This is a genomic window from Catalinimonas locisalis, assembly GCF_038039535.1.
GTDB lineage: Bacteria > Bacteroidota > Bacteroidia > Cytophagales > Cyclobacteriaceae > Catalinimonas.
In genome coordinates this window covers 1-22,750 of record NZ_JBBPHP010000021.1, presented here as the reverse complement: position 1 = coordinate 22,750, position 22,750 = coordinate 1, and the positions used below count along the sequence as shown (strand labels likewise).

The window sequence follows — 22,750 nt, the reverse complement described above, 5'->3', positions numbered from 1 at the left end:
GTCATCCATCATTAATCATTATTAGAAGACTTTGACATACATTTCTTCTTCTTCCTTTTCAATATTGGAGTAGAGGTAAAGAATCTGGTGTACATTTTTATTGATGGTATCGGCTATTGTTCCTGTAGGCAGATCATTGCAGTCCAATCCAAATGGGTCTTCAATTTCTTCTCCTATCAGTTCTACACCAGCCATAGCAAAGAATACAAACATGACCATAGGGATGGTGTAATAACCGAATTCCAATATCAAACCGAAGGGTAAGGTAAGGCAGTAAGCAATGATAAACACTTTGATGTAGACATTGTAAGAGAAAGGTATAGGTGTTTTCTTGATACGCTCACAGGCACCCATCACATCCAGCAGCGCCTGTACCTGAGGTTTCAGGTTGATCATATCTGCTTCAGAAAATATCCCGGCTCTGTACAGTCTCTGTATCCTCTGAAAAATCTGCAAACTGATAAAATTAGGCATGTGCCCCTGATGAGGGTAAATCTTTTTCTCTTCACTGGTAAGCCTGATCAGTTCCTCAATCTTGGTGCCCTTGCGTAAATGCTCTTTTAAAGAAATACAGAAATTAGCAATATGCTTGGCAAAATAAGAGCGGTTTTCCATATCACCTTCGGGCAGCATGGCCTGTAACATTACTGCCAGGGTACGACAGGTATTAACCAGTGTACCCCATTGTTTGCGCCCTTCCCACCAGCGGTCGTATGCGGTATTGGTACGAAACACCAGCAAAATACTCAGCACAATACCCAGCAGAGAAAAGAAACCAGAATGCAGTCTGACCTCCCAGCCTAGTACTTCTATGATGAGAATACACAATACAGCAGTGAATAGACCAACATAGAAAACATAGCGGAGTAAGACCTGTAGGGTATAGCTTTTATAAAAATTGACTAAGTTTTTGAGCCACTCTTTGGAGTTGTAACGTACCATATTTGCAGTTAATTAAACACTGGCGAGATATTCATGCACCATCTTAATGGCCATTGCCCCTTCTCCTACAGCAGAAGCTACCCGGTTCATTGCCCCAGACCGTACATCGCCTGCTGCCAGAATACCGGGAATACTGGTTTCCAGCAGGTAGGGTTCACGCTGTAGTTTCCATATTTTTTTGAAGTAATCATATTTCATTAACTCTCTTCCGGTTTCTATAAAGCCTTTCTCATCTTTGATCACATCTAAGTTGATCCATTCTGTAAAAGGGCGGTTGCCAATAAATATGAATAAAGCAGCAGCGGCAGCTTCTGTTTTCTCTCCACTCTTGATATTTTCAATAGTAATTTCTTCCAGATGTCCATTACCCCTGGCCGCAACTACTTGTGTATAAGGCATTACCTCAATCACAGAAGTCTGGTTGATCTGGTCTATGAGGTACTGCGACATTGAGGAGCTTAGGTCAGCCTTACGGATGAGAATATTTACTTTACAGGCATAATTAGCCAGATACATGGCTGCCTGTCCGGCTGAGTTGCCTCCCCCTACAATGAAAATATCTTTGTCCTGGCAGGCATGAGCCTCGGTAGTGGCGGCTCCGTAGTATACCCCTGCACCCGTAAAAGCGTGTATGCCCTCTGCTTCCAGCTTACGGTAATTTACTCCTGTTGAAATGATGATACTTTTGGTCTTGATCTCACTGCCATCAGAAAGAGTCAGCATTTTGTAATGATCTTGCAGTCGCAGGCTCTTGACCTCCAGGGGGGAGAGAAACTCAGTGCCCAGTCGTTTGGCCTGGGAAATAGCACGACGTGTAAGGTCCGAACCGCTTAGCCCGTTGGGAAAACCCAGGTAATTTTCAATACGTGAGCTGGTACCTGCCTGCCCTCCCGGAGCACGCTTTTCAATAAGCAAAGTTTTTAGTCCTTCCGACCCCCCGTAAACAGCAGCTGCCAGACCTGCCGGCCCTGCCCCGATGATCACCACATCATAAAGCTGCTCAGCCGCCTGCACTTTCATTCCAATCTTCCGGGCGATTTCATTGATCTCCGGCCTTGCCAGTGCCGACTGATCCTCAAAGATCACTGCAGGCAGAAATTTTTCTTCAATCTGGTGTAGCTGTAATAGTTCTTTAGCCTTGTCGCTTCTTTCAATATCCAGCCACTGGTAGGGTACTAAATTGCCTGCCAGAAAATCTTTGATCTCATGGGATTTGGGATTGTACTGGTAACCCAGCACCCGAATGCCCTGGTAGTCAGGAGTGTACTGCATCTGCCAGGCTTCCAGTAGATCGTTGATGATGGGGTATAGTTTCTCTTCCGGCGGGTCCCAGGGTTTGGTAAGGTAGTAATCCAGTTGTACATCATTAATGGCTTTGATGGCAGCATCAATGTCAGAATAAGCAGTAAGCAGTACTTTTTTGGCCTTGGGATAATGCGCTTTGGCTTTCTCCAGCATTTCTACCCCCAGCATATCAGGCATGCGCTGGTCAGTGATAAAAATTGCTACTTCTTCTCCCTTCTTCTTTAGTTCAGGCAAGGCCTCCAGGGCTTCCTGCGGCTTCTCCGTACTCATAATCCGGTAGTCCTGGCGGTACTGCTGACGCAAGTCACGTGCAATGGCACGCAAAACCTGGGGGTCATCATCTACTGCAAAAATGATCGGGCGTTTCATATCAATAAGGCTAGGTTAGGTCAAAAGTAAGGGCTAAAAGTCAAAAAGCATTAAAAATAAGTTTTGTTTAAAAAGGCTTTAATGTACCGGAAAGCTCACTTTAAAGATAGTGGAACCTGGCTTTGAGTCAACATCAATATAAGCCTGATGCTGATCCAGTATTTTTTTTACAATGTCCAATCCCAGACCTGTACCCTGTCCTACACTTTTTGTGGTAAAAAAAGGATCAAAGATGTGGTTTACCAGCTCAGGAGGAATACCAGCACCATCATCCTGTATGGAAACTTCCACTCTTTCACCAATGCTGCGGGTGCCAATAGTAAGCTTTCCGTGCTGCTCCATAGCATCAATGGCATTGTCGATCAGGTTGGTCCAGACCTGGTTCAGCTCACTGACGAAAGCCTTGACTTTAGGTAGGTCCTCAGTATATTTTTTGATGACTTCTATATTTTTTTGCTTCAGCTTATGGCTGAGCATGGTAAGGGTGCTGTCAATGCCAGTATGTACATGAATTAACTCTTTATCCACCGCACGGTCCATATGTGAGTAGGTCTTGACCGACTGTACCAGGTCGGAAATTCTGCTGGAAGCCTGCTCTATTTCGTTGACCAGCCTTTCAGTGTTCAATACATTTTGTATCCAGCCCAGCACCTGAGGTAAGTATTCACCCTTGGTAATTTCTCCCACTTCTTCTATATCAGCTATCGTTAGGCCGAAGGAAACGAATGTTTCGGCCATGTCATAAGCATCTTCAAAGCCCTGATCTTCCAGCCATTCTGCAATCTCATCCTCCTGATTGTTACGTTCCAGCATACTTAACTCAGGAAGCTCCTGCTGATTGATCTTGGCAAAAAGAATATCATTGACTTCATCTACCTGAGCTGGGGTAAGCCGAACGGAAATAATTTGCTTGAAGCTGTCCGGGGTGTTGTGTAAATGTTTTTTCAAAGCAGCTGAGCAGCGGATAATGGCTGAGGCTGGATTGTTCAACTCATGTGCCAGGCCCGCAGAAAGCTTGCCCAGCGCCATCATTTTATCATTTTGCTGTTGCTGCCGGGTATAATCTCTGGCCCGGCTGGTCATGACCGATACCAGAGCCTGTACCATCTCATGACTCTGGTTCTCCATTTCCTGAAAGTACTTTTTATGAAGGCTAAGGAGCATACTTTTGCTGGTCGCTATACCAAAGCCACCAGCTTCTTTCATGCGGGAATAAGGAAGGATACCGGTGATATCTCCTTTCTCCAGCAGGCTCAGATCTCTAAACTGCTTACCCTGGGATACCTTCAACTGTACGCTGCCCTCTAACATGATATACATATAATCGGCAGACTCTCCTTTTCTGAATAAGTAGTCACCTGGCTCCAGAGAAACCAGTTCTCCTTTGTCAGCCAGCCACTTTAGGTGCTGCTCGGCTATGCCTTCAAAGGTAGGGACATCACGTAAGGCTGAAAGTAAATCTATTTCCATTCAGGTTAAAGTTAGGTAGATACTAATCCATAAAGGCTGAAGCTAATTAATCTACAGATAGCTGGTCAATCATCTTTTTCATAACCTTTTTGGCTGATTTTAAATCTTTTTTATCAATATCCTGCGTAGCTTCCTTGGTAGTCTCTTTTACAACTCTGGCTAATTCTTCCTGCAGACTTTTGCCTTCATCAGTAAGGTAGATTCTTTTATTTCTACGGTCTTTGCTATCCGCTTTACGGCTTACCAGCTTTCTTTTTTCAAGGTTGTCAATCAGGTGGGTGATGCTGGCCTTATTTTTACTGACCATATTCGCCAGGGTTTGCTGGCTCTGTCCATCATGTCTCCAGAGACTGGCAAGAATTACCCACTGCTCTACTGTCACATGGTACGCTGCCATGTTTTTGCTGATCTTATTGTTAAGTAAGCGAGAACTAGTACCCATAATGGTAGAAAGCGAATTCTCTACTTTAACTTTTTTGCCCATGGCTTTTTTGTTGGATATTCAACTACCTACTAAATATAGTGCTTCTCATTGAGATGCAAAAAGTTATTTGGTATATTCTGGAAAGCTTAGGAAGCTTTATTTTGCTGCAAAGAACTGTATATTCGCAGCTTCAAGAATAATTCATCAACAAAATGCCTATTGAAGACAACTACAAGCATAAAGGAATGAGAAGGCAACTGGTCAATAAGATCCACAGAAAAGGAATTACTGACCAGAGAGTACTACATGCCGTCAATACTGTGCCCCGTCATGCCTTCCTGGATAATGCTTTTCTGGAGCATGCCTACCAGGACAAAGCTTTTCAGATAGGGGAAGGGCAAACTATTTCTCAGCCTTATACAGTCGCTTTCCAAACACAGCTTTTGCAGGTAAAGGCGGGAGACAAAGTGCTGGAGATTGGAACAGGCTCCGGTTACCAGTGCTCTATACTGCTGGAAATGGGAGCTAAGGTTTACTCTATTGAATATAACTGGCCATTGCACCAAAGGGCAGCTAATCTGCTGAAAAGTCTGGGTTATCAGGCACATCTGTTTCATGGAGATGGGACCAAAGGTATGCCTGCATTCGCGCCTTATGATGGAATCATCGTTACAGCAGGGGCTCCAAACGTACCCATGACTTTGATAGAACAACTGGCTCCCGGTGGAAGATTAGTGATACCGGTAGGAGACAGGAAATCGCAGAAAATGCTTCTGATAACCAAAGAGATAAACGGAAAAATCAGTAAAAAAGAGTTTGACCACTTTAGCTTTGTGCCTTTGCTGGGCCAACATGGCTGGGAGAACCACTAAGCGTTTATATTTTATGAATGAATCAAAAAAAACAGCTAAAGCCTCACTGACTACCATGACCGAGATGGTCTTTCCCAATGATACCAATGGCTTGAATGGTCTTATGGGGGGAAGGTTGCTGTATTGGATGGATATTGTATCAGCCATTGCTGCTCAGAAGCATGCCAACAGCCTGGTGGTTACCGCCTCGGTAGATAATGTTTCTTTCTCGCATCCGATCAAAATCGGGAATGTGGTGACGCTCAAAGCCCAGGTAACCCGGGCTTTTAACACTTCTATGGAAGTGCATATAGAAGTGAAGGCCGAAGATGTACCAAACGGAAGAATCGTGGAAAGCCACCGGGCATTTTTTACTATGGTTGCAGTGGATATGGAAGGCCAGAAGGTAAAAGTAGCGGAAGTGGTGCCGGAGACTGAAGAAGAACAAAAACTCTTTGACAGCGCATTGCGCCGCCGACAGTTGCGTCTGGTACTGGCCGGAAGAATGAAACCGGCAGAAGCGCACGAACTCCGTTCTATATTTGACATCAAAGAAAACGACTAGCTATGCACACGCCTGATGATTTGAATTTTCTCCGTTTTTTTCTTACTGAGCCTATCTACCTGATACCGGAAGCAGAACCTCAGAAGATTGAGCAGCACGAAGAAACTACTGAGTCGGAGGCTAACATTGAAGAGAAGGCAGTACAGGAGGCGAACGGTCAGGAACAAGAAGAGAAAGCCTCAGATACTGAGGTCAAACAAAATGATTCCCTGCCCATTCCTGAGACAGAAGGAGAAAATCAAAAGGGTGTGCTGGTATTATTTTACCAACAGCAGCATAGGTCCTTGAGTAATGAGGAGCGTGATTTTTTAGGAAATATTCTCAAAGCGGTTAATCTTGGCTTCAATGACATTGCCCTTTGTAACTGGGCTCCTCTGGAACAGGCTTATGAGCAGCAGAAGAATATTTTTGAGTCCATTCAACAAATTAAATCTGAAAAGCTGCTGGTATTCGGAGACTTACCATTAGCCTGGTCGCTGAGTCATTTTTTTCAAAAATATCACATTACTGAGGATGCTGAGGGTAGAAAACTACTGCTGGCCGATGATTTGCAGTCAATCGCACAGAACAGGGATTTCAAAGTACAGCTTTGGAATGCACTGAAAAAAATGTTTCAGTAAATGATCGCGAATGAAGCAGCAGGGGATTGAACAATATTTTAAAGTCAATAAAGCTATACTCTGGGGAGCGCTGATCTGCTTTTCCTGTTTCCTGATCTCCGCCCGCTTCTCCACTACTCCTGACTCAGCTACGTCAGCAGAAGCAGCGACAGATAGTTTGCTCTGTGTAGCTTTTCGGCTTGAAGGTACTCCTTACCGCTATGGCGGAAAAAATGAAGCCGGTTTTGACTGTTCAGGCTACATCCGTTTCCTGTACCAACAGTTGGGAATAAGCCTGCCTGCTTCAGCTGCCGCTCAATTCCGGCAGGGAGCAGAGGTGCATGCTGATAGCCTTCAGCAGGGAGATTTGGTCTTTTTTCAGCACAGCAATGGCAGAATCTTTCATGTAGGAATGTATGTAGGGGAAAGGGAAGATAGCCCTGCTTTTATTCATGCTTCCAGTAGCCGGGGAGTGGTGGTAGACGATTTGGATCAGCATTACTTTCGTAAACGCTGGGCCGGAGCAAGACGAATTTTTAGTCCATAAGTAAATAATTTCCCTTGCTAACTTCCAAACTAAATGCTTACTTTGTGCTCCCTTTTGAAAAGAGCAGCTTTTCAAAATTTATGTATGCTGGAGTGGCGGAATTGGTAGACGCGCACGTTTCAGGGGCGTGTGAGTTTTACTCGTGCGGGTTCGACTCCCGCCTCTAGCACATCAGGCCCGGACAATCCGTCCGGGTTTTTTATTTCTATTTCTTCCCTGATTTTTCTCTTTCAATTTAATTTTATCATACTCAGCGCGATACAGGCAAGGAATTTGTCAGTCCATGTGATGAAAAACGACTGCTTTATGAAGCTTTGAGCGAAAAAAGCACACTAGTAACAACTTACTCATTACCAAAGCTTTATAGAGCATAACATTGCAGTACTTTGCAGCATTATTTTAATCTACAATTGCTATGCTGATAGCAGAATCAAAATTGACGGACAGACAAAACTGGCTGAATAATCGCAAGCGGCTGGAGGCTTTGCGCTTCAACCGACTTAGTGAATATGAGCGAGAAAAAGGGCTGGTTACCTGGATAGATTATTTGCTCCCTATTGCCTCGCTGGTGTTCAAGACGAGCGGTATGTACCACATAGGCAAAAAGAATGCGCAAAAGATTCAGGTGAACGAGTTTGAGCTGCACTTTGATCATCTACCTCAAGGCTTTGAGGGTTATAAAGTGTTGCACCTTACAGATTTGCATCTGGATTGCTTGCCAGGAATAGAAGAAGTTATCTCTAAAAAACTGGAAAACCTTCATTACCATAGCTGCTTTATCACTGGCGATTATCGTAAGGATTTGATGGGTGAGTACGACGATAAGGTGCTAAGCCCACTACGGGATGTTATTGCCAGCATACAGGCCGAAGATGGTATTTATGCCACCCTGGGAAATCATGATACCCATCAGGTAGTACAACCTCTGGAAAATATGGGAGTCAGGGTCCTCACTAATGAATCTGTAAAGTTAGAGCGGGGAGGTGATAGTATTTTGCTGACAGGTTTGGATGATCCGCACTTCTATTTTACCCATCATGCTACTACTGCTCTGAACGCAAACCAGCAAGGTTTCAAAATTGCACTGGTGCACTCGCCTGAAATGTATAAGGAAGTGGCCGAACAAAACTATGCAATGTATCTTTGCGGACATACCCATGCCGGGCAAATCTGCCTGCCGGGAGGCTTTCCCTTGATCAGGCATTTAAAAAAGGGAAATAAGTTGTATAAAGGCTTCTGGAATGTAGGGCAAATGCAAGGCTATACTAGCGCGGGTTGTGGTGTTTCCGGCTTGCCGATAAGATTCAACAGCCAGGGAGAGATTACAATTTTTACGCTTAAGAAAAAATAAGTTTAGAAAATCTGCCACCCTGAATAGATTTTAGGGTGGCAGATATAAACTTCCTTAGTCTAAAATACAAAGCTGTTGGGACCCACGCCTACACTATAAGTCTCTAGCAATTCACCTTCACTATCATACTCCAGCACTGTGCCTTCACCCTGAAAAGAGTTACTGTTGCCTATAAAAATATTATTGGTCACCGGGTCGCTGCCAATGGCATAAAAATATTCTCCGCTCACTACTTCTTCAGGGCTGGCGGAAGCACCGTCAATAGCAAGTGAGTAGATCGCTGTGGCAGTAGCAGGCCAGGGCTCAGCTCCGATAAAGTAAATCATGTCCAACTCCTCGTTGATGGTAAATTTACCATTGCTGTTGCTTCCTGCCACTGATACGCTTGCTTCAATACTATTATCATCAGGGTTGATCCTGACAAACTGGGAGGCTGCGCCAGTTACGCTTACCCAAAGATCGTTTTCATAGGTTTCCAGCCATTGAGGGCTGCCATCTAAGGTTATTACTTCCTCAATTTCATCGGTATCTGTATTGATGACAGTAAGCATGTTAGTATAGCTATTGGCGACAAAGATTTTGTCACCTACCGCTTGCACGTCTTCTGCTCCATCTTCGGTGGCGATGTATTTGATGATGCTATAATCATTGAGATCAATCACCGCTACTTTAGATTCGGGAAGCATATAATTCTCATCAAAACTGCCCCAAACCGAGACATACGCTTTATCACCCACCACGTCCATATAACGAGGGCTGATCAGGCTATCAGCTTCAATAGGAGCCTCTATAGCTTCAAAAGTTGCTGCATCTACAATTTCAATTTTATCCGCAGTATTACAGATGATGAAGGCTTCATTGCCCTCAACAGTAACAGATTGTACACTGGCTTCCAGATTGCGGGCTGCATTGGCAGAGGCAAATGCATTATTGCTTACGGTATCCATATCCCGGTCAAGCAGTGTAATGGAGCCATTGCCCTGACCAAAATTTCCTTCATTTATTATAATGATATTGTCTCCTAAGGCCGGTCCTTCCGGTGCATCGTCCTCGCAGGCAAAGGTTCCTAAAAGTAGGGTAGCTAGAAAAAAATACGCTAAAAATTGTTTGGTTAAGTTCATGTGTTTTTAATGAATGATGATTAGTGATTAATGAATAATTGAATTTTTAGTCTGAAAAATGCAGTTGAATACTGAGTTGATAGTTTCTGCCTGGCATGGCTCTGCGAGCCACATTTTGATAGTCAGTATTGAAAATGTTATTGACTCTCAGGCTTACTGAGTTTTGAGTTTTCCACCACTCAAAAGTTTTGCTCAGGCGAAAATTGACTAAGCCGTATCCTTCCAAAGCACTCTCATTGGTGGTAGTCAGGAAGCGCTGGCTGGTCCACTGGCTGAGCAGACCGGCAGACCACTCCCGCCATTCCGCATGCGTATTGAAAGTAAGGCGATGGCGGGGTACATAAGGCAACTGCTTATCTACCGAGCGGTCGTATTCGTTGACCGGCTCTTTATTGAGGGAAGAGGTAAAGGCATAACTGCTGCTAAACCTCAACTTAAGTTGGTTCAACGCAAATTGATATTGTCCACGGCCTTCCAGACCATTGACTACTACATTTCTGAAGTTTTGCGGACTCCAGAATGTCCCCTGGTCCAGCCATACTATCCAGTCTTCTACATCGGAGTGATAGTAGGTGACTTCAGCGTTCAGCTTTTTAGTCCGGTACTGTAAGCCACTCTCGTAACTCCAGCCATTTTCGGCATTGAGCGCAGGGTTACCTCCCGGCTGCCAGTACAAATCATTGAAAGTAGGCACACGATAATTTCTGGCAACCTGACTTTTTAGGCTGAGCTGCTGCGTGTTGTTATTGACTAGTAGAACTTCACTACCCAGGCTGGGAGAGAAAGGCGGATCATAGCCACTGACCCACGACTGACGCAGGTTCAGGCTGAGCTTCCACCAGTCCAGCACCTGATAATTGGCCGAAGCAAAAGCGTCTATTCTGTGTTGAAAGCGGTTTTGTTCATAACTTTCTACATCAGCTTCTACATACCGCCAGTCGCTGCCCAGCTTGATACTGAGCCGTTTGCCCAGATTTTTGTCGTACTGTACCCTGGTCAAAGTATGCTGTGCGATGATAGGAGCCTGCTGGTCATAAATCTGCTGATCACGTACAAAACCGGCAGTAGCCTGCAAATATCCCCAATCCTGCTGCTGCTGATACTGCATAGATATGCGCAGGTGAGTATCTTCTATGCGCTCATAAGTTTCTTCTTTAAGATTGTTGCTCATCAATGGAAGCACACCATTCTCGCTCTCCTCATACCAGGCATTAAAACTTAGCCTACGATTGCTGGCTGGCTGATAGCTGATTTCCTGCATCACACCAAAATTGTGTATATCAGCATTTTCCTGCCTTTCTTCGGGTAAGCCATATTTGGCGGTATTGTCAAAGGGAAAATTATTTTCAGCGGTATTGCGATAGGCGCTGCTTGTCAATTGCCAGTTTTGCAATCCTATATTCGCTTTGAGGCCGGAGAAGAATTGTCCAAAGCTGCCAATCGTCTGATTGGTCTGAATATGTAATCCTTCCTGATCAGGAGCAGCGCTTTGTAAGATAATACTTCCGCCCAGCCCATCGCTGCCGTAGAGTGAACTGCCTCCACCATAATGTACCTGTACGTCATCAAACATGAAAGCAGGCAGGTTGGAGAAGTCCGTTGAGCCCAGGGTAGGAGAGTTGATATTGAGTCCGTTCCACAGCACCGCCGTATGGCTGGAAGATGTACCCCGCATCGTAATGCTGGAGACCATACCATAACCATATTCTTTGAAATATAAAGAGGTTTCCTGTTGTAGCAGGTCCTGCAGGCTGCCCCCGATCTGAGATACCTGGGCTACAGAATCAATGCGTACTATGGAGCTTCCGCTGGCGTATTTGGTAGCAGGAATACCGTAAATTTCCACAGCATCCAGCAATATACTGTCAGCTTCCTGTGCCAGAGCGGTAAGCGAACAGTATGTAAAAAATAATATGGTGAGCAATCGCCTCATTCCTTACTGCTTAATTCTTCTGAAACATAGGATGATTTGCCCTTTAGTTTGCCGAGCAAAGAGGAGAGCGAATGGAACATAATGGCATCGCCCTGCCCCTGGATAATCCAGCTGGGTGTTGGGCTGGTCTGTTGTATTTGTACGGTTAGCTTTGTATCTCCATCTTCTACGATTTTATAGCCTACTCTTTCCAGCGCCTGCCGTGTCCAGTGGGCGAGTATTCCCTCTCCATCTAGCCTGATCGGCTGTGTGGGCTTCCGCCGTATGACAAAGCTGCCTTTCTGCTGGTCAAAGCGGAGGTTTTTGCTTTGGAAACAAGCCTCCACTTTACCTTGTAACACCAAATCTTCCGGTATGCCTGACCAGATATTTTGCTCATGTAAAAGCCATAACTGATCTGCCGATTGTATGACCAGTTCCAGATCGTGGGAACTCATAAGTATGGCTTTTTGCTTTTCCTGGGTAAGCCGGTGCAAAAGCTGCATGATCTCCACCCGATTGGGCAGGTCCAGATGTACGGTAGGCTCATCCAGAATGATGAGGGGCGTATCCTGTGCTAAAGCCCGGGCAATCATGACTTTTTGCTTTTCACCATCACTCAATTCGTAGAAGGGGCGATTGGCAAACTCCAGCGTAGCAGTATCTTCCATCGCCTGATGCATGATCTCACGGTCGGACTGGCTGAGACGACCAAACCAGCCACTGTAGGGGTGGCGTCCCATTGCAATCAGCTCGTGTACCCGTAAATTGGGTGCTATACCTCTTTCAGTAAGTACCAGGCTAAGTTCCTGCGCCAGCCTTCGGGGAGAAATTTTGGAGAGCTGCTTTCCCGCTATACTTACTTCACCTTCCAGCGCAGATTGCATGCCTGCCAGGGTGCGCAGCAAAGTAGATTTACCCGCTCCATTGGTACCTAGCAGGCAGATCAGTTCTCCTCTTTTCACCTTCAGATCCAACTTTCTGATCAGCGGCTTATCGGGAACGTAACCTACGCTTAGCTGATGGGTGCTCAATATGGTTGTATCTTTACTCACTGCTAATGGAAAGCGCTTTGCTGTCTGCGGTTTTTAAGAATGACATAAATGACTACCGGAGAGCCGATCAGCGCGGTAATCGCATTTAGAGGCAGGGTAATACTGCTGCCCGGTACCTGCGCAATCAGGTCGCACCCCAGCAGGGTAATGGCTCCCAGCAGGGCTGAAGCGGGTATTAATATGCTATGACTGGCCGTATGAAAAAGTCCTCTGCTCAGGTGTGGTACAGCGATTCCGATAAAACCAATAGGCCCGCAGAAAGCCGTTACCACCCCCGCCAGTAAGCTGGTAGCGATGATGACGCCAATGCGTAATTGCCTGATGTTGACGCCCAGGCTCTGCGCATAATGTTCGCCCAGTAAAAGCGCGTTGAGCGGTTTACTCAGCAGAAATGTAAGCAGCAAACCCAACGAAACGGCTATCACCATCACCCACAGATGCTTTTGGGTAACGCCATGCAGGCTGCCGAAGGTCCAGAGTAGGTAGTTTTGAATCTGCTCAGGATTACTAAAATACTGCCAGAGGCTAACCAGGGATAAGGTGATATTGCCGATCATGATACCGGCGATCAGCAAGACGACATAATCATTGACTCTGTACGAAATACCCAGCACGATGAACAACACCAGGGCAGCGCCCAGACTGGCAGCTATAGCGACCAGCCAGCTACTGCTGATGCCTAACTGCTGAATCGCATAAATGGTGGTAGCCTGTCCGCTGGAAAGGGTGACCAAAGCTACGCCCAGACTCGCTCCTGAAGTGACACCCAGCACGGATGGACCCGCCAGAGGATTGCGGAAAAGGGTTTGCATTTGCAAGCCACCTACCGATAGCGCAGCGCCTGCCAGTACTGCCGTGATGGCTTTGGGTAGCCTGATTTTCATGATGATATTTTCAAAAGCCTGATTGTCCAGTGTCTGTCCCATAAGCTTGTTGATGACATCAGGCAGAGGAATAGCCACTGAACCCAGGGCAATATCCGCCAGCCAAAGCATTAGGGTTAATGCCAGCAATCCCAGGAGGAGAAGACCGGTACGTGGATAGCGGATCGCTTTGGTAGTATGGTTTTTTTCCAGAGTGGCAGGCATGCTATTCCAGCTTTTGATAGTAGTACAATTGATGGTCGGGTAGCAGGTCCGGATGAAGGATGTGGGTAAGGTCAGCCAGAATGAGGTGAGGGTTGACTACACCACTTTCGTAATAGTCATTGCCCTGCCCGTTGGGCGTCATTCGGCGATTATGGTTGTATACCTTTCCGTTCTGAAAAGCTTTAAAATCCGCGAAGCGCTCGTCCTTGGCCAGCAGTTCATCCAGCGTATTCACCATACCGGGATTGAGCCAGTAATCGGCTTCCAGTCCGTAAGCGTAAATGTTTTCAAAAGCTACGGGTAGGCTGACGTCTTCATTATCACTCCAGGGCCATTGAGCGCCAGCCTGCTCAAACATTTTGCTGCGATAGCTTTTCCCTCCCGGCACATACCATGAGCCCTGAAAAGGAGAGCCGCTGATTACTTCAGGCTTTTCCTCCAGAGAATCCGTTAATTGAGCAATATGCTGAAAGGCCTGTGCAATGGAATCAAATTTGGGATTAGCGATTTCCTCCCGGTTGAGCAAAGCCGCCATTAGCTTTACCCACTCCGCTTTACCCAGGGCGGTATTTTCCATCCACTCAGTATTGATAAGCACCGGAATATCGGAACTGATCAGCGCGTTATATTTTTGCAGATCGGTATTGGGCATGCCGGATACCATGAGCAGATCGGGCTGCAGGGCGAGCACCATTTCCTGATTCAGACTACCTGACTGACCAACGGACGTGACTTCTCCTGCATCTATGCTGGCTCTTACCTCAGGATCGTAGACATAATCCGTATGGTCCAGAGCAACGATGATACTGTCAGCCTCCACAAAGTCTGCCAATGCTACATGGGTAGTAGACAAAGCGACCAGACTGCGGATAGGAATGCGAATGCGCTGCGCCTCAGGATAGGCAGAAGGACGGTCAACGTCTTCTGGCATAAGAATATAATGCGTAGTGTCTGTGCCCTGCATCAGGTGAAGCACTTTATAATCGTATTCATAGCTGATGTCAAAGCCCTGGGCATAGTGTACTTCAGCCTCTTCCGTCCACCTGCTCTGAACTTCAGAAAAGGAGCTTTCCTGTCGCTTACTGGAGCTGTTCTCACAAGCGCTAAGCAGAAGGCATATGAATACAATGCCATTCATGCTTTTATTGCATGTTAGCCCCAAGCGCAATACGATGTGCTTGATCAAGTTTTCCATAAGATAATTAGTGTGTACTCCTGCTCGCTCCAATCCCCGAGAACAAGTGAGTGAAGTACGATGGCAGGTCTTCTGGCTTCTCTTACTTTCCGGCTGTCTTCCCACCCGCTATGAGCGGGCAGTGACTGTGGCAGTGCCGAAAGTATGTTTCCGATTTGTGATCGGAGAAAGAGTTACAGCAGCGAGGACTGCAGCGGATTTGCACCGCTTTCCCTATTTACAGCTTGTCCGTGTAGTCAGCGACGGACGAAGCCACCATAGTACGGGGCAAAGGTAAGGCTTATTTGAGGAAAAGAAAATGTTTGCTGTTTATGTTCGGGTAAAGTATTGTTTTCAACCCCCTATGTTTTCACTCCATAAAAAATCAGCAAATATTGAGTAGCTTAAGGCTATCAAATACCAGATTGAAGTCACTTAAAGCATTATACACAATTTACTCACGCAGACACTATGGAACAGGAAATCTCAGAAGAAGAACTCAAATCCATTGCGGCTCAACTGAGCAGGCCGGAGGGCAAAGAGGGAATAGACATGGCACAGCTCATGCACGAGACCAACATCAATATGACGCTCAGCACCATTCAGCTTTTGGCACTTCAACCTCATGACAGGCTTTTAGAGTTGGGACATGGTAATTGCGCGCATCTCAACGAAATTCTGAAGCAGGCGGAAAACGTGCGCTACTATGGTCTTGAAATTTCGGCAGCGATGAAAGAAGAAGCAGAAAAGATCAATGCGGAGTCAGTAGCCCGGGACTGTGCTGTTTATCATTTGTATGATGGAAATACCATCCCATTTGAAGATGAGTCTTTTGAAAATATTATGACGGTGAACACTATTTATTTCTGGGAACAAGCTGTAGCGCTTTTAAAGGAAATATACAGGGTGTTGAAAAAGGGAGGAAAAGTGTGCATCACCTATGCCCATAAAGACTTTATGCAGAAGCTGCCTTTCACCAGACATGGCTTTGAGCTTTATGATCAGGAGAAAATAGAAAAACTGGTATCACAAACCTCCTTTACGCTGGCGGATGTCGTTCACAAAACTGAGCGGGTAAAGAGCAAAACGGGAGAAATGGTAGAGCGGCATTTTTCTGTGGCCGTGCTGGAGAAATAACCATAAATGGGTAATTTTATAGTACAGTATATTTCCGGTTTGTAAAGACCGCAGCCGCACAAACCCTGCGTTAGCGTAGTATAGCGAAATTTTAACCTCTAAAGCATGCAAAAAATCCAATCACTCCGACCCGATCTGGCGCTCTGGATCGCTATATTTATTACGTTAGCGGTAGGGTTTTCTTTCGGACGTTATACGTTTGATTTACAATTGCATGATACTTATTTTATTTTTGCTCAATGGCAACTGGCTTTACTGTTTTCCTTCTGCATGGGCATCCTGTCGTTGGGCTATTGGGTAGCCATCAGAATGAAAGTAAGTTTAATCAACATCCTAAGCTGGACGCATACTTTGGTCACTACGGTCGCCTGCCTACTTGTTCAGGGCATTTTGCTTTTGTTAAGTTTGAAAATTTCAGCACCTGCAATTTTTTACGGAGATTTTATGAGTCAGGGCTTAAGTGTTTTGATTCTGTTATTTCTCCTGTTTCAGCCTCTCTTCCTATTGAATCTGATCATAGGTTTTAGGAGAAGAGACAGATAAAACTTTTGCTTAATAGAACTTCATAGGGCAATTCCTCGTAACCGGCCTTTTATCAATCTGTATTGATATTAAGGGAGGAGTATAGAATAGCAGAATATTGTAGTAAAATGAGCAAAAGTTAATTTTCTCTGTATTGATTTGACGATGTGATGTTTCCGGGAGGCCTAAACTTGTGTTTGCGGACCCAAATAATCTATCAGGAAAAACTTGTTTTACTACATTTTATCCGGTCTGAATAGCAAGAAAAGTCTGTCCTGACATATCCGACCTGGTCGGAATGGTAGGAAATTTTTTTCTGGCGCTTCCGACCAGGTAAAATGCCTTTGGAAAAGTCTGACTTGCACTTCCGACTAGGTCGGAAAGGCAAAACGGTTTTGACTTATGTCTCAGACCAGGTCAAATGTGTCAAAATGAAGTGAATTTGTGTTTCCGACCGAAAATTGCTGAAGAGATTTTTTGTACACTTACAGATTATCTTACCTGCTGAAGTTGGGTAGGAGAAAAAAATGATTTCTCTCATTAATTTTATTATGATTTTAGCCCTTTATCCTTCTCAGATGATAGAAAATTCTTCAAATTCACGAACTTGCCGCTCCTAAAATGCATTCATTGCTTTGTGCAAAGCACTTATGCTAAACCGATGAATTGATCTTATGCGAGAGGAAGTACAATTACAGGTTTCACCCGAAATAGCTGCCCATGAAGAAGCGCTCAAAAAAGAGGTTTCGCGTAAGCTGGCTATTCCCTCCGCAGAGATCAGGCATCTGGAAGTGCTCAAGCGCTCTATTGATGCCCGCCAGCGTAAGGTGAAAATCAATCTGAAGCTGGCCGCTTTTGTAAGGGAAGAATATGAGGAAGCGCCGTTACAACTACCCGATTATCCCGATGTATCTCAGTCGCAGGAGGTGATTGTAGTGGGCGCAGGTCCGGCAGGTTTGTTTGCCGCCCTCAGGCTTATTGAAAAGGGGTTCAAGCCGATTGTGCTGGAGCGGGGCAAAGATGTGAAAAGCCGTAGGCGCGATCTGGCCGCCATTACCCGTGCTCATATTATCAATGAAGATTCTAACTATTGTTTTGGAGAGGGCGGAGCTGGCACTTACTCTGATGGGAAGCTCTATACCCGATCCAAGAAAAGAGGGGATGTACAGCGCATTTTACATTTGCTGGTAGCCCACGGTGCCCATTCCGATATTATGGTAGATGCGCATCCGCATATCGGTACCAATAAATTGCCACAGATCGTGACCGCTATACGCGAGACCATCATCCGGCAGGGAGGCAAAGTGGTGTTTGACGCAAAGGTCAGCGATATTCTTATTCAAGAGAAAGAGGTGAAAGGTGTAAAATTAGAAAACGGGGATACTATTGAAGCCTTCAAACTTATACTGGCTACCGGTCACTCCGCTAGGGATATTTTTGAGTTATTGCACCAGAAAGGAATCAGGATAGAAGCCAAGCCTTTCGCGCTGGGCGTACGGGTAGAACACAGTCAGACGCTGATAGACAGCATACAGTACAATTGTGAAAGCCGGGGCGATTATCTGCCACCTGCACCTTACAGCATCGTCAGGCAGGTGGAGGGTAGGGGCGTTTATTCTTTTTGTATGTGTCCGGGAGGGATCATCGCACCCTGCGCTACGGCTCCGGGAGAAGTAGTGACCAATGGCTGGTCGCCTTCCAAGAGAAACCAGCCTACTTCCAATTCCGGTATTGTGGTGGAACTGAAGGCTGATGATTTTAAGGAATATCAGAAAATGGGGCCGCTGGCAGGCGTAGCATTTCAAAAGAGCATTGAGCAAAAAGCCTGGGCACTGGCAGGAAAAACACAGAAAGTACCGGCTCAGCGATTGGTAGATTTTACCCAAGGAAAAGTCTCACAGAATATTCCCCCTACCTCTTATCTTCCGGGTACCAGCTCAGTAGAACTAGGAGAAGTGTTGCCCGATTTCATTTATCGTGCGTTGCAGGATGGTTTTCGGCAGTTTGGCAAAGCCATGCGGGGCTATTTAACTAATGAGGCAGTAGTGCATGCTCCCGAATCCCGAACTTCCTCTCCGGTACGGATTCCCCGGGATTACCAAAGCCTGGAACATGTGGAAATCAAAGGCTTATATCCCTGCGGAGAAGGCGCAGGATATGCAGGAGGCATCATTTCCGCTGCCATTGACGGAGAGAAATGTGCCGAACAGTGTGCAATAGCTTTAGGGAAAGCTCAGCGTATTTCTTAGCCATTACCAATGAAGCCGGGATAGAGGGACATGCCCCCATCTACATAAATGGTTTGTCCATTCACATAATCAGACTCATCAGAAGCCAGCCAAACTGCTGCATCACCAATATCTTCCGGTTCGCCCAATCTTTTGTAAGGAATCAGCTCTAAAAGTTCTTTTTGTTGCTCCTCATCTTTCCACACCTCTTCATTAATACGTGTTTTGACAGCACCGGGGCTTAAAGCATTTACCCTGATCTTGTGGTGGGCCAATTCCTGGGCCATTGTTTTCATCATCATCATCACACCACCTTTAGCCGTAGCATAGTTGATATGACCTGCCCAGGGAATGATGTCATGTACCGAACTCATGCAAATGATTTTACCGGCTGCTTTGGAACGATCTTTCACCACCCCTCTTTTGATAAACTCTCTGGCGGCATGTTGTGCACAAAGAAACTGGCCGCTCAGGTTGATTGCAAGTACCTTTTGCCAGTCGTCAAAGCTCATTTCCAGAAAGGGAGCATCCTTCTGAATACCCGAATTATTGACCAGGATATCTATGGTACCAAAACGATCAAAAAACTGGCTGAACATATTAGCTACACTTTCAGGATCACTTACATCCGCCTGAATGATCATGCCCTTGCTGCCTGCTTCTTCTACCTTTTGTAGTGTTTCTTTGGCCCCGTCCTCGCTGCTGGAATAATTAATGCCCACTACAGCTCCTTCTTTTGCCATAGCGATAGCGATGCCTTGGCCTATGCCTGAGCTGGCACCTGTAATCAATGCCGCTTGTCCTTTGAGTCTTTGCATATCAAAAAAATTTGGGCTCTGTCTGTTTAAAATTATGCAGAGCCTGCGCTAGTATAACATGCATATTAACAATGTTTACGGACGGCTGTTTTCTTTAAGAAGATGTAAACTCCAATTTTTTCAAATATGAAAGATTTTTTAGGCGTATTTGTCTTACTGATACTCGTGTTTGGCTCTATGGCATTGTTTGTATACCTGATGTTTTATCTGGACTATGCCTGGTTCGCCTTTTTTCAGATTGTACTCTCTACTGTGATTATTCTGCTTTGTATCAAATATTTTCGTTCTCACCGAGTAAGAAAATAGCTTGGTGATATAAGTGCAATTGCTTAAATTATATTACTAATATTTTTATGAGCATTAGAGATGCACTTTAAAGTTATCAAGCAAAAGATAAGTGTTCGCCACATTGGGAAAACTAACTTTTACCTGGGCATAGGTTTAGGAGTATTTGCCGCGATGACCCTAAGCTTATTTTTTAATTATGGCCGAGAACTCTTCCGTTTTCTGTTCAGTGCTCTGCGAAATTTGGTAGAACTTGAGGCCAATAGGCAAATGTTTTTCAACTACTTCTATGCTGCGCTCTCTGTAAGCCTGGGTACTAATCTGATGTTGTGGGTATGGCAGCAAAGGATGGATGTACGGCATATTTTTAAAAGACGCTACATTCGTCTGGCCCAGCTTTCCGCTATTTTTGTCTTCTGGATGATATTGGAAGTAGTAGTTCGTTTTGGTTCCGCTACTCCCTGGGGCTATGCGGGCTATTTTGGAGATCAGCCTATCCTGGTTTTCACTGGCGAAAGCCATTTGCTTTTTTACCTTCTACCCTTTGTCATCTTTTTGCATGGCTGGCACACTTTCCGGCTTGCTGTTCGCTGTTTTAGCTGGATGGGGTATACATTTGTTGCAGGCTGTATATTGTCCTTTATGCTGGCCCACTCCACTTCGGTAAATAGCGAAGTCATTGAGGATGTAGATGCCAAGCTACACGCAGAATTTTATGCTTACATAGATTCGGCACTGGCTGATGCCGAGCAGAAGTATGACATCAAATTCAGTGAGGAAGAGGTAGACGATATGAAAGAAAGAGGCACTGTGGCCGCCATTGCTCAGGTTAGAAGGATGAAAGAAGCTTTTGCGGATAAAAAACCAGTTTCTCTCAAAACAATTATCCTACAGCGGATTTCGGTGGGAGCCCTCAGACCAAGAGATACTATGGAGAGTTTTAATGATTACTGGCCCTATGCCCGCCCTAAAGACATTCAACGGCAACTGGAAAATTTTTTCCCAGCTTCGGATGAGACGGAAGAACTGATACTTCTTCTCCAAGCTCTGGTAGATCTCTACAATACTCCCAGACCAACTCATTGGGACAATATTGATAGCTGGGAAATCCAAAAGCATACTTACAAACGGAGTTTATTCAGATTACCTTCGTTGGTTGCTTCTTTAGAAAATACCATCCAAACCATCAAGGCTGAGCCTAGATATGCGCAGTATCCTATTGAAGACTTGAATCATGTCCGGTAATTGATTTCTTGAGCTTATGTAGAGCAGATGCCTCCCCACCTCAGAGAATAAAAAATAATCAGGGAAATTAAAGCGGCTGCATGAAGAGTTGATTATTTTATTAAATTTGTTTAAATAATTTAAATGTTCGCATTTTGTGTAATAATTAAATATATAATTTGCGAAATCATTAAACATTTAGCCAGACAGTTTCTTTCATTTTATTAGGTTCAGCATGAAACTGTGGTTCAAGTTACTTGTTTGCATGTGCTGACAAGCTAGGAAATTTACACACCACCATTCTATGGAGACTACGATTGAGCAGGTTGCCCAGAAGCCTCGTCTGAGTTTTTGGCAAATCTGGAATATGAATTTTGGCTTCCTGGGTATACAGTTTGGTTTCGCCCTTCAAAATGCCAATACCAGCCGTATTTTTGAAACCCTGGGTGCCAGTAAAGATGAGATTCCTATACTTTGGCTGGCAGCACCGACTACTGGTTTGCTGGTGCAGCCTATCATCGGTTACTTCAGTGATCGTACCTGGCATCCCAGGCTGGGGAGAAGAAGGCCATATTTCCTGATAGGGGCGATACTTGCCAGCATTGCGCTGGTGTTTATGCCCAACTCGCCTGTGCTTTGGGTAGCCGCCGGCATGCTCTGGATCATGGATGCTTCTATTAACATTTCCATGGAGCCTTTCCGGGCTTTGGTGGCAGATATGTTGCCCTCTATCCAGCGTACTACCGGCTTTGCGGTGCAGACTTTCTTTATCGGAATAGGAGCGGTTGTAGCTTCCGCATTGCCCTATATGATGACCGAATGGTTTGGGGTAAGCAATACGGCACCTGCCGGACAGATTCCTGATTCAGTAAAACTCTCCTTTTATCTGGGCGCTTTTGCTTTCTTTTCAGCAGTCATCTGGTCAGTGATCAAGACCAAAGAGTACCCGCCCAAGGAGTTTAAACGATATAACGGAGATGAGGGAAATGAAGAGCATGACCATGGCATAGGACAGATCTTTATTGATTTTGTGAGAATGCCCAAAACTATGGTTCAGCTGGCATTGGTGCAATTCTTTACCTGGTTCGCACTGTTTTGTATGTGGCTTTATACTACCGCGGCGGTAACTGAACACATATATGGTACCACCGATCCAACTTCGGAACTGTATAATGAAGGAGCCAACTGGGTAGGAATCTGTTTTGCGGTCTATAATGGATTTTCAGCTCTGCTTGCTTTTATGTTGCCTAAATTGGCTTTAAGCATGGGTAGAAAAAAGGTACATGCCCTATCACTTATTGTAGGAGGTTTGAGCCTGATTTCCATTTTCTTTATCAGTGACCCTACCATTTTGTTGCTCTCTATGCTAGGAGTGGGCTTAGCCTGGGCCAGTATACTCACCATGCCTTATGCCATACTAGCTGGTTCATTGCCAGCTTCTAAGATGGGGATTTATATGGGGATTTTTAACTTTTTTATTGTGATTCCTCAGATTATTGCTTCCAGTACGCTGGGCTACATTTCTCGTACTTTCTTTGACAATCATGGAATTTATGTACTGATGCTGGGTGGCGCAGCCATGATACTCGCCGGATTCATGGTCACCTTTGTCAATGATGTGGATGATGTGGTGGAGTAGATAGTGTTATAGTACTAAAGAAATCCTTTTGATAACCCTTTTATTAACTGATGTTACGCATGATTGGATTATAGTTGATTAAAGTTACGATATTAGCCAGAAAGAACCGAGCAGAATTTCAGCC

21 protein-coding genes, 1 tRNA gene and 1 riboswitch are annotated in these 22,750 nt (G+C 45.1%); of the genes, 12 read left to right on the top strand and 10 right to left on the bottom strand.

Translation table 11 applies throughout. The features are described from left to right. Positions 1 to 21: 21 nt before the first annotated feature. The 4 genes from WJR50_RS21145 to WJR50_RS21130 form a co-directional block, all read right to left on the bottom strand. The gene (locus tag WJR50_RS21145) at positions 22 to 942 is read right to left on the bottom strand and encodes a bestrophin family protein (protein ID WP_341295315.1); all 921 of its coding nucleotides are present in this window, start codon (positions 940 to 942) and stop codon (positions 22 to 24) included. A 12-nt stretch (positions 943 to 954) separates the two neighbouring features. Continuing rightward, positions 955 to 2,616 carry an NAD(P)/FAD-dependent oxidoreductase gene (locus tag WJR50_RS21140; RefSeq protein ID WP_341295314.1) on the bottom strand — a complete coding sequence of 554 codons (1,662 nt, stop codon included), beginning with the start codon at positions 2,614 to 2,616 and terminating at the stop codon, positions 955 to 957. 78 nt (positions 2,617 to 2,694) lie between these two features. Continuing rightward, entirely contained in the window at positions 2,695 to 4,086 is a 1,392-nt protein-coding gene (locus tag WJR50_RS21135; protein ID WP_341295313.1) for an ATP-binding protein, read from the bottom strand. A 46-nt stretch (positions 4,087 to 4,132) separates the two neighbouring features. Further along, positions 4,133 to 4,570 carry a MarR family winged helix-turn-helix transcriptional regulator gene (locus WJR50_RS21130; RefSeq protein WP_341295312.1) on the bottom strand — a complete coding sequence of 146 codons (438 nt, stop codon included), beginning with the start codon at positions 4,568 to 4,570 and terminating at the stop codon, positions 4,133 to 4,135. A gap of 152 nt (positions 4,571 to 4,722) precedes the next feature. Here WJR50_RS21130 and WJR50_RS21125 point away from each other — a divergent pair, with 152 nt between their 5' ends. From WJR50_RS21125 to WJR50_RS21100, 6 genes are all read left to right on the top strand, one after another. Beyond that, positions 4,723 to 5,382 carry a protein-L-isoaspartate(D-aspartate) O-methyltransferase gene (locus WJR50_RS21125; RefSeq protein ID WP_341295311.1) on the top strand — a complete coding sequence of 220 codons (660 nt, stop codon included), beginning with the start codon at positions 4,723 to 4,725 and terminating at the stop codon, positions 5,380 to 5,382. A 13-nt stretch (positions 5,383 to 5,395) separates the two neighbouring features. After that, positions 5,396 to 5,926 carry an acyl-CoA thioesterase gene (locus WJR50_RS21120; protein ID WP_341295310.1) on the top strand — a complete coding sequence of 177 codons (531 nt, stop codon included), beginning with the start codon at positions 5,396 to 5,398 and terminating at the stop codon, positions 5,924 to 5,926. 2 nt (positions 5,927 to 5,928) lie between these two features. After that, a complete protein-coding gene (locus tag WJR50_RS21115) occupies positions 5,929 to 6,546 on the top strand; it encodes a hypothetical protein (protein ID WP_341295309.1) in 618 nt (205 codons plus the stop codon). 10 nt (positions 6,547 to 6,556) lie between these two features. Beyond that, entirely contained in the window at positions 6,557 to 7,072 is a 516-nt protein-coding gene (locus tag WJR50_RS21110; protein ID WP_341295308.1) for a C40 family peptidase, read from the top strand. Between the two features lie 86 nt (positions 7,073 to 7,158). Continuing rightward, positions 7,159 to 7,241 (top strand) — tRNA-Leu (locus WJR50_RS21105). 246 nt (positions 7,242 to 7,487) lie between these two features. Beyond that, on the top strand, positions 7,488 to 8,423 hold the full coding sequence (locus WJR50_RS21100; protein ID WP_341295307.1) for a metallophosphoesterase: 936 nt from the start codon (positions 7,488 to 7,490) through the stop codon (positions 8,421 to 8,423). Positions 8,424 to 8,482: 59 nt separating this feature from the next. On the opposite strand, the gene WJR50_RS21095 is transcribed toward WJR50_RS21100, so the two are convergent. The 5 genes from WJR50_RS21095 to WJR50_RS21075 are packed head-to-tail and all read right to left on the bottom strand — an operon-like array spanning position 8,483 to position 14,794. After that, a complete protein-coding gene (locus tag WJR50_RS21095; RefSeq protein ID WP_341295306.1) occupies positions 8,483 to 9,544 on the bottom strand; it encodes a YncE family protein in 1,062 nt (353 codons plus the stop codon). A 46-nt stretch (positions 9,545 to 9,590) separates the two neighbouring features. Next, complete coding sequence (locus WJR50_RS21090; RefSeq protein WP_341295305.1) at positions 9,591 to 11,477, bottom strand: TonB-dependent receptor; 1,887 nt, start codon at positions 11,475 to 11,477, stop codon at positions 9,591 to 9,593. Then, complete coding sequence (locus WJR50_RS21085; protein ID WP_341295304.1) at positions 11,474 to 12,511, bottom strand: ABC transporter ATP-binding protein; 1,038 nt, start codon at positions 12,509 to 12,511, stop codon at positions 11,474 to 11,476. The genes WJR50_RS21090 and WJR50_RS21085 overlap by 4 nt, the downstream gene beginning before the upstream one ends. A 2-nt stretch (positions 12,512 to 12,513) precedes the next feature. Next, positions 12,514 to 13,599: an iron chelate uptake ABC transporter family permease subunit gene (locus WJR50_RS21080; RefSeq protein ID WP_341295303.1), complete on the bottom strand. Its 1,086-nt coding sequence runs from the start codon at positions 13,597 to 13,599 to the stop codon at positions 12,514 to 12,516. Between the two features lies 1 nt (position 13,600). Next, on the bottom strand, positions 13,601 to 14,794 hold the full coding sequence (locus WJR50_RS21075) for an ABC transporter substrate-binding protein (RefSeq protein ID WP_341295302.1): 1,194 nt from the start codon (positions 14,792 to 14,794) through the stop codon (positions 13,601 to 13,603). A 45-nt stretch (positions 14,795 to 14,839) separates the two neighbouring features. Then, a riboswitch (cobalamin riboswitch) is annotated at positions 14,840 to 15,069 on the bottom strand. 175 nt (positions 15,070 to 15,244) lie between these two features. Here WJR50_RS21075 and WJR50_RS21070 point away from each other — a divergent pair. The 3 genes from WJR50_RS21070 (at position 15,245) to WJR50_RS21060 (ending at position 18,681) form a co-directional block, all read left to right on the top strand. Beyond that, positions 15,245 to 15,910 (top strand): class I SAM-dependent methyltransferase, encoded by a 666-nt coding sequence (locus WJR50_RS21070; RefSeq protein WP_341295301.1) that lies wholly within the window; start codon positions 15,245 to 15,247, stop codon positions 15,908 to 15,910. A gap of 105 nt (positions 15,911 to 16,015) precedes the next feature. Beyond that, complete coding sequence (locus tag WJR50_RS21065; protein ID WP_341295300.1) at positions 16,016 to 16,453, top strand: hypothetical protein; 438 nt, start codon at positions 16,016 to 16,018, stop codon at positions 16,451 to 16,453. A 653-nt stretch (positions 16,454 to 17,106) separates the two neighbouring features. Beyond that, positions 17,107 to 18,681, top strand: coding sequence for an NAD(P)/FAD-dependent oxidoreductase (locus WJR50_RS21060; protein ID WP_341295299.1), 1,575 nt, complete (start codon positions 17,107 to 17,109; stop codon positions 18,679 to 18,681). Here the strand turns inward: WJR50_RS21060 and WJR50_RS21055 are convergent. Beyond that, entirely contained in the window at positions 18,678 to 19,478 is an 801-nt protein-coding gene (locus WJR50_RS21055) for an SDR family oxidoreductase (RefSeq protein ID WP_341295298.1), read from the bottom strand. The genes WJR50_RS21060 and WJR50_RS21055 overlap by 4 nt on opposite strands. A gap of 126 nt (positions 19,479 to 19,604) precedes the next feature. Between WJR50_RS21055 and WJR50_RS21050 the strand changes: the two genes are divergently transcribed. From WJR50_RS21050 to WJR50_RS21040, 3 genes are all read left to right on the top strand, one after another. Continuing rightward, positions 19,605 to 19,784, top strand: a complete 180-nt coding sequence (locus WJR50_RS21050) for a hypothetical protein (protein WP_341295297.1) — start codon at positions 19,605 to 19,607, stop codon at positions 19,782 to 19,784. 60 nt (positions 19,785 to 19,844) lie between these two features. Next, the gene (locus WJR50_RS21045) at positions 19,845 to 21,008 is read left to right on the top strand and encodes a hypothetical protein (RefSeq protein WP_341295296.1); all 1,164 of its coding nucleotides are present in this window, start codon (positions 19,845 to 19,847) and stop codon (positions 21,006 to 21,008) included. A 283-nt stretch (positions 21,009 to 21,291) separates the two neighbouring features. Continuing rightward, on the top strand, positions 21,292 to 22,626 hold the full coding sequence (locus tag WJR50_RS21040) for an MFS transporter (protein WP_341295295.1): 1,335 nt from the start codon (positions 21,292 to 21,294) through the stop codon (positions 22,624 to 22,626). Positions 22,627 to 22,750 lie beyond the last annotated feature (124 nt).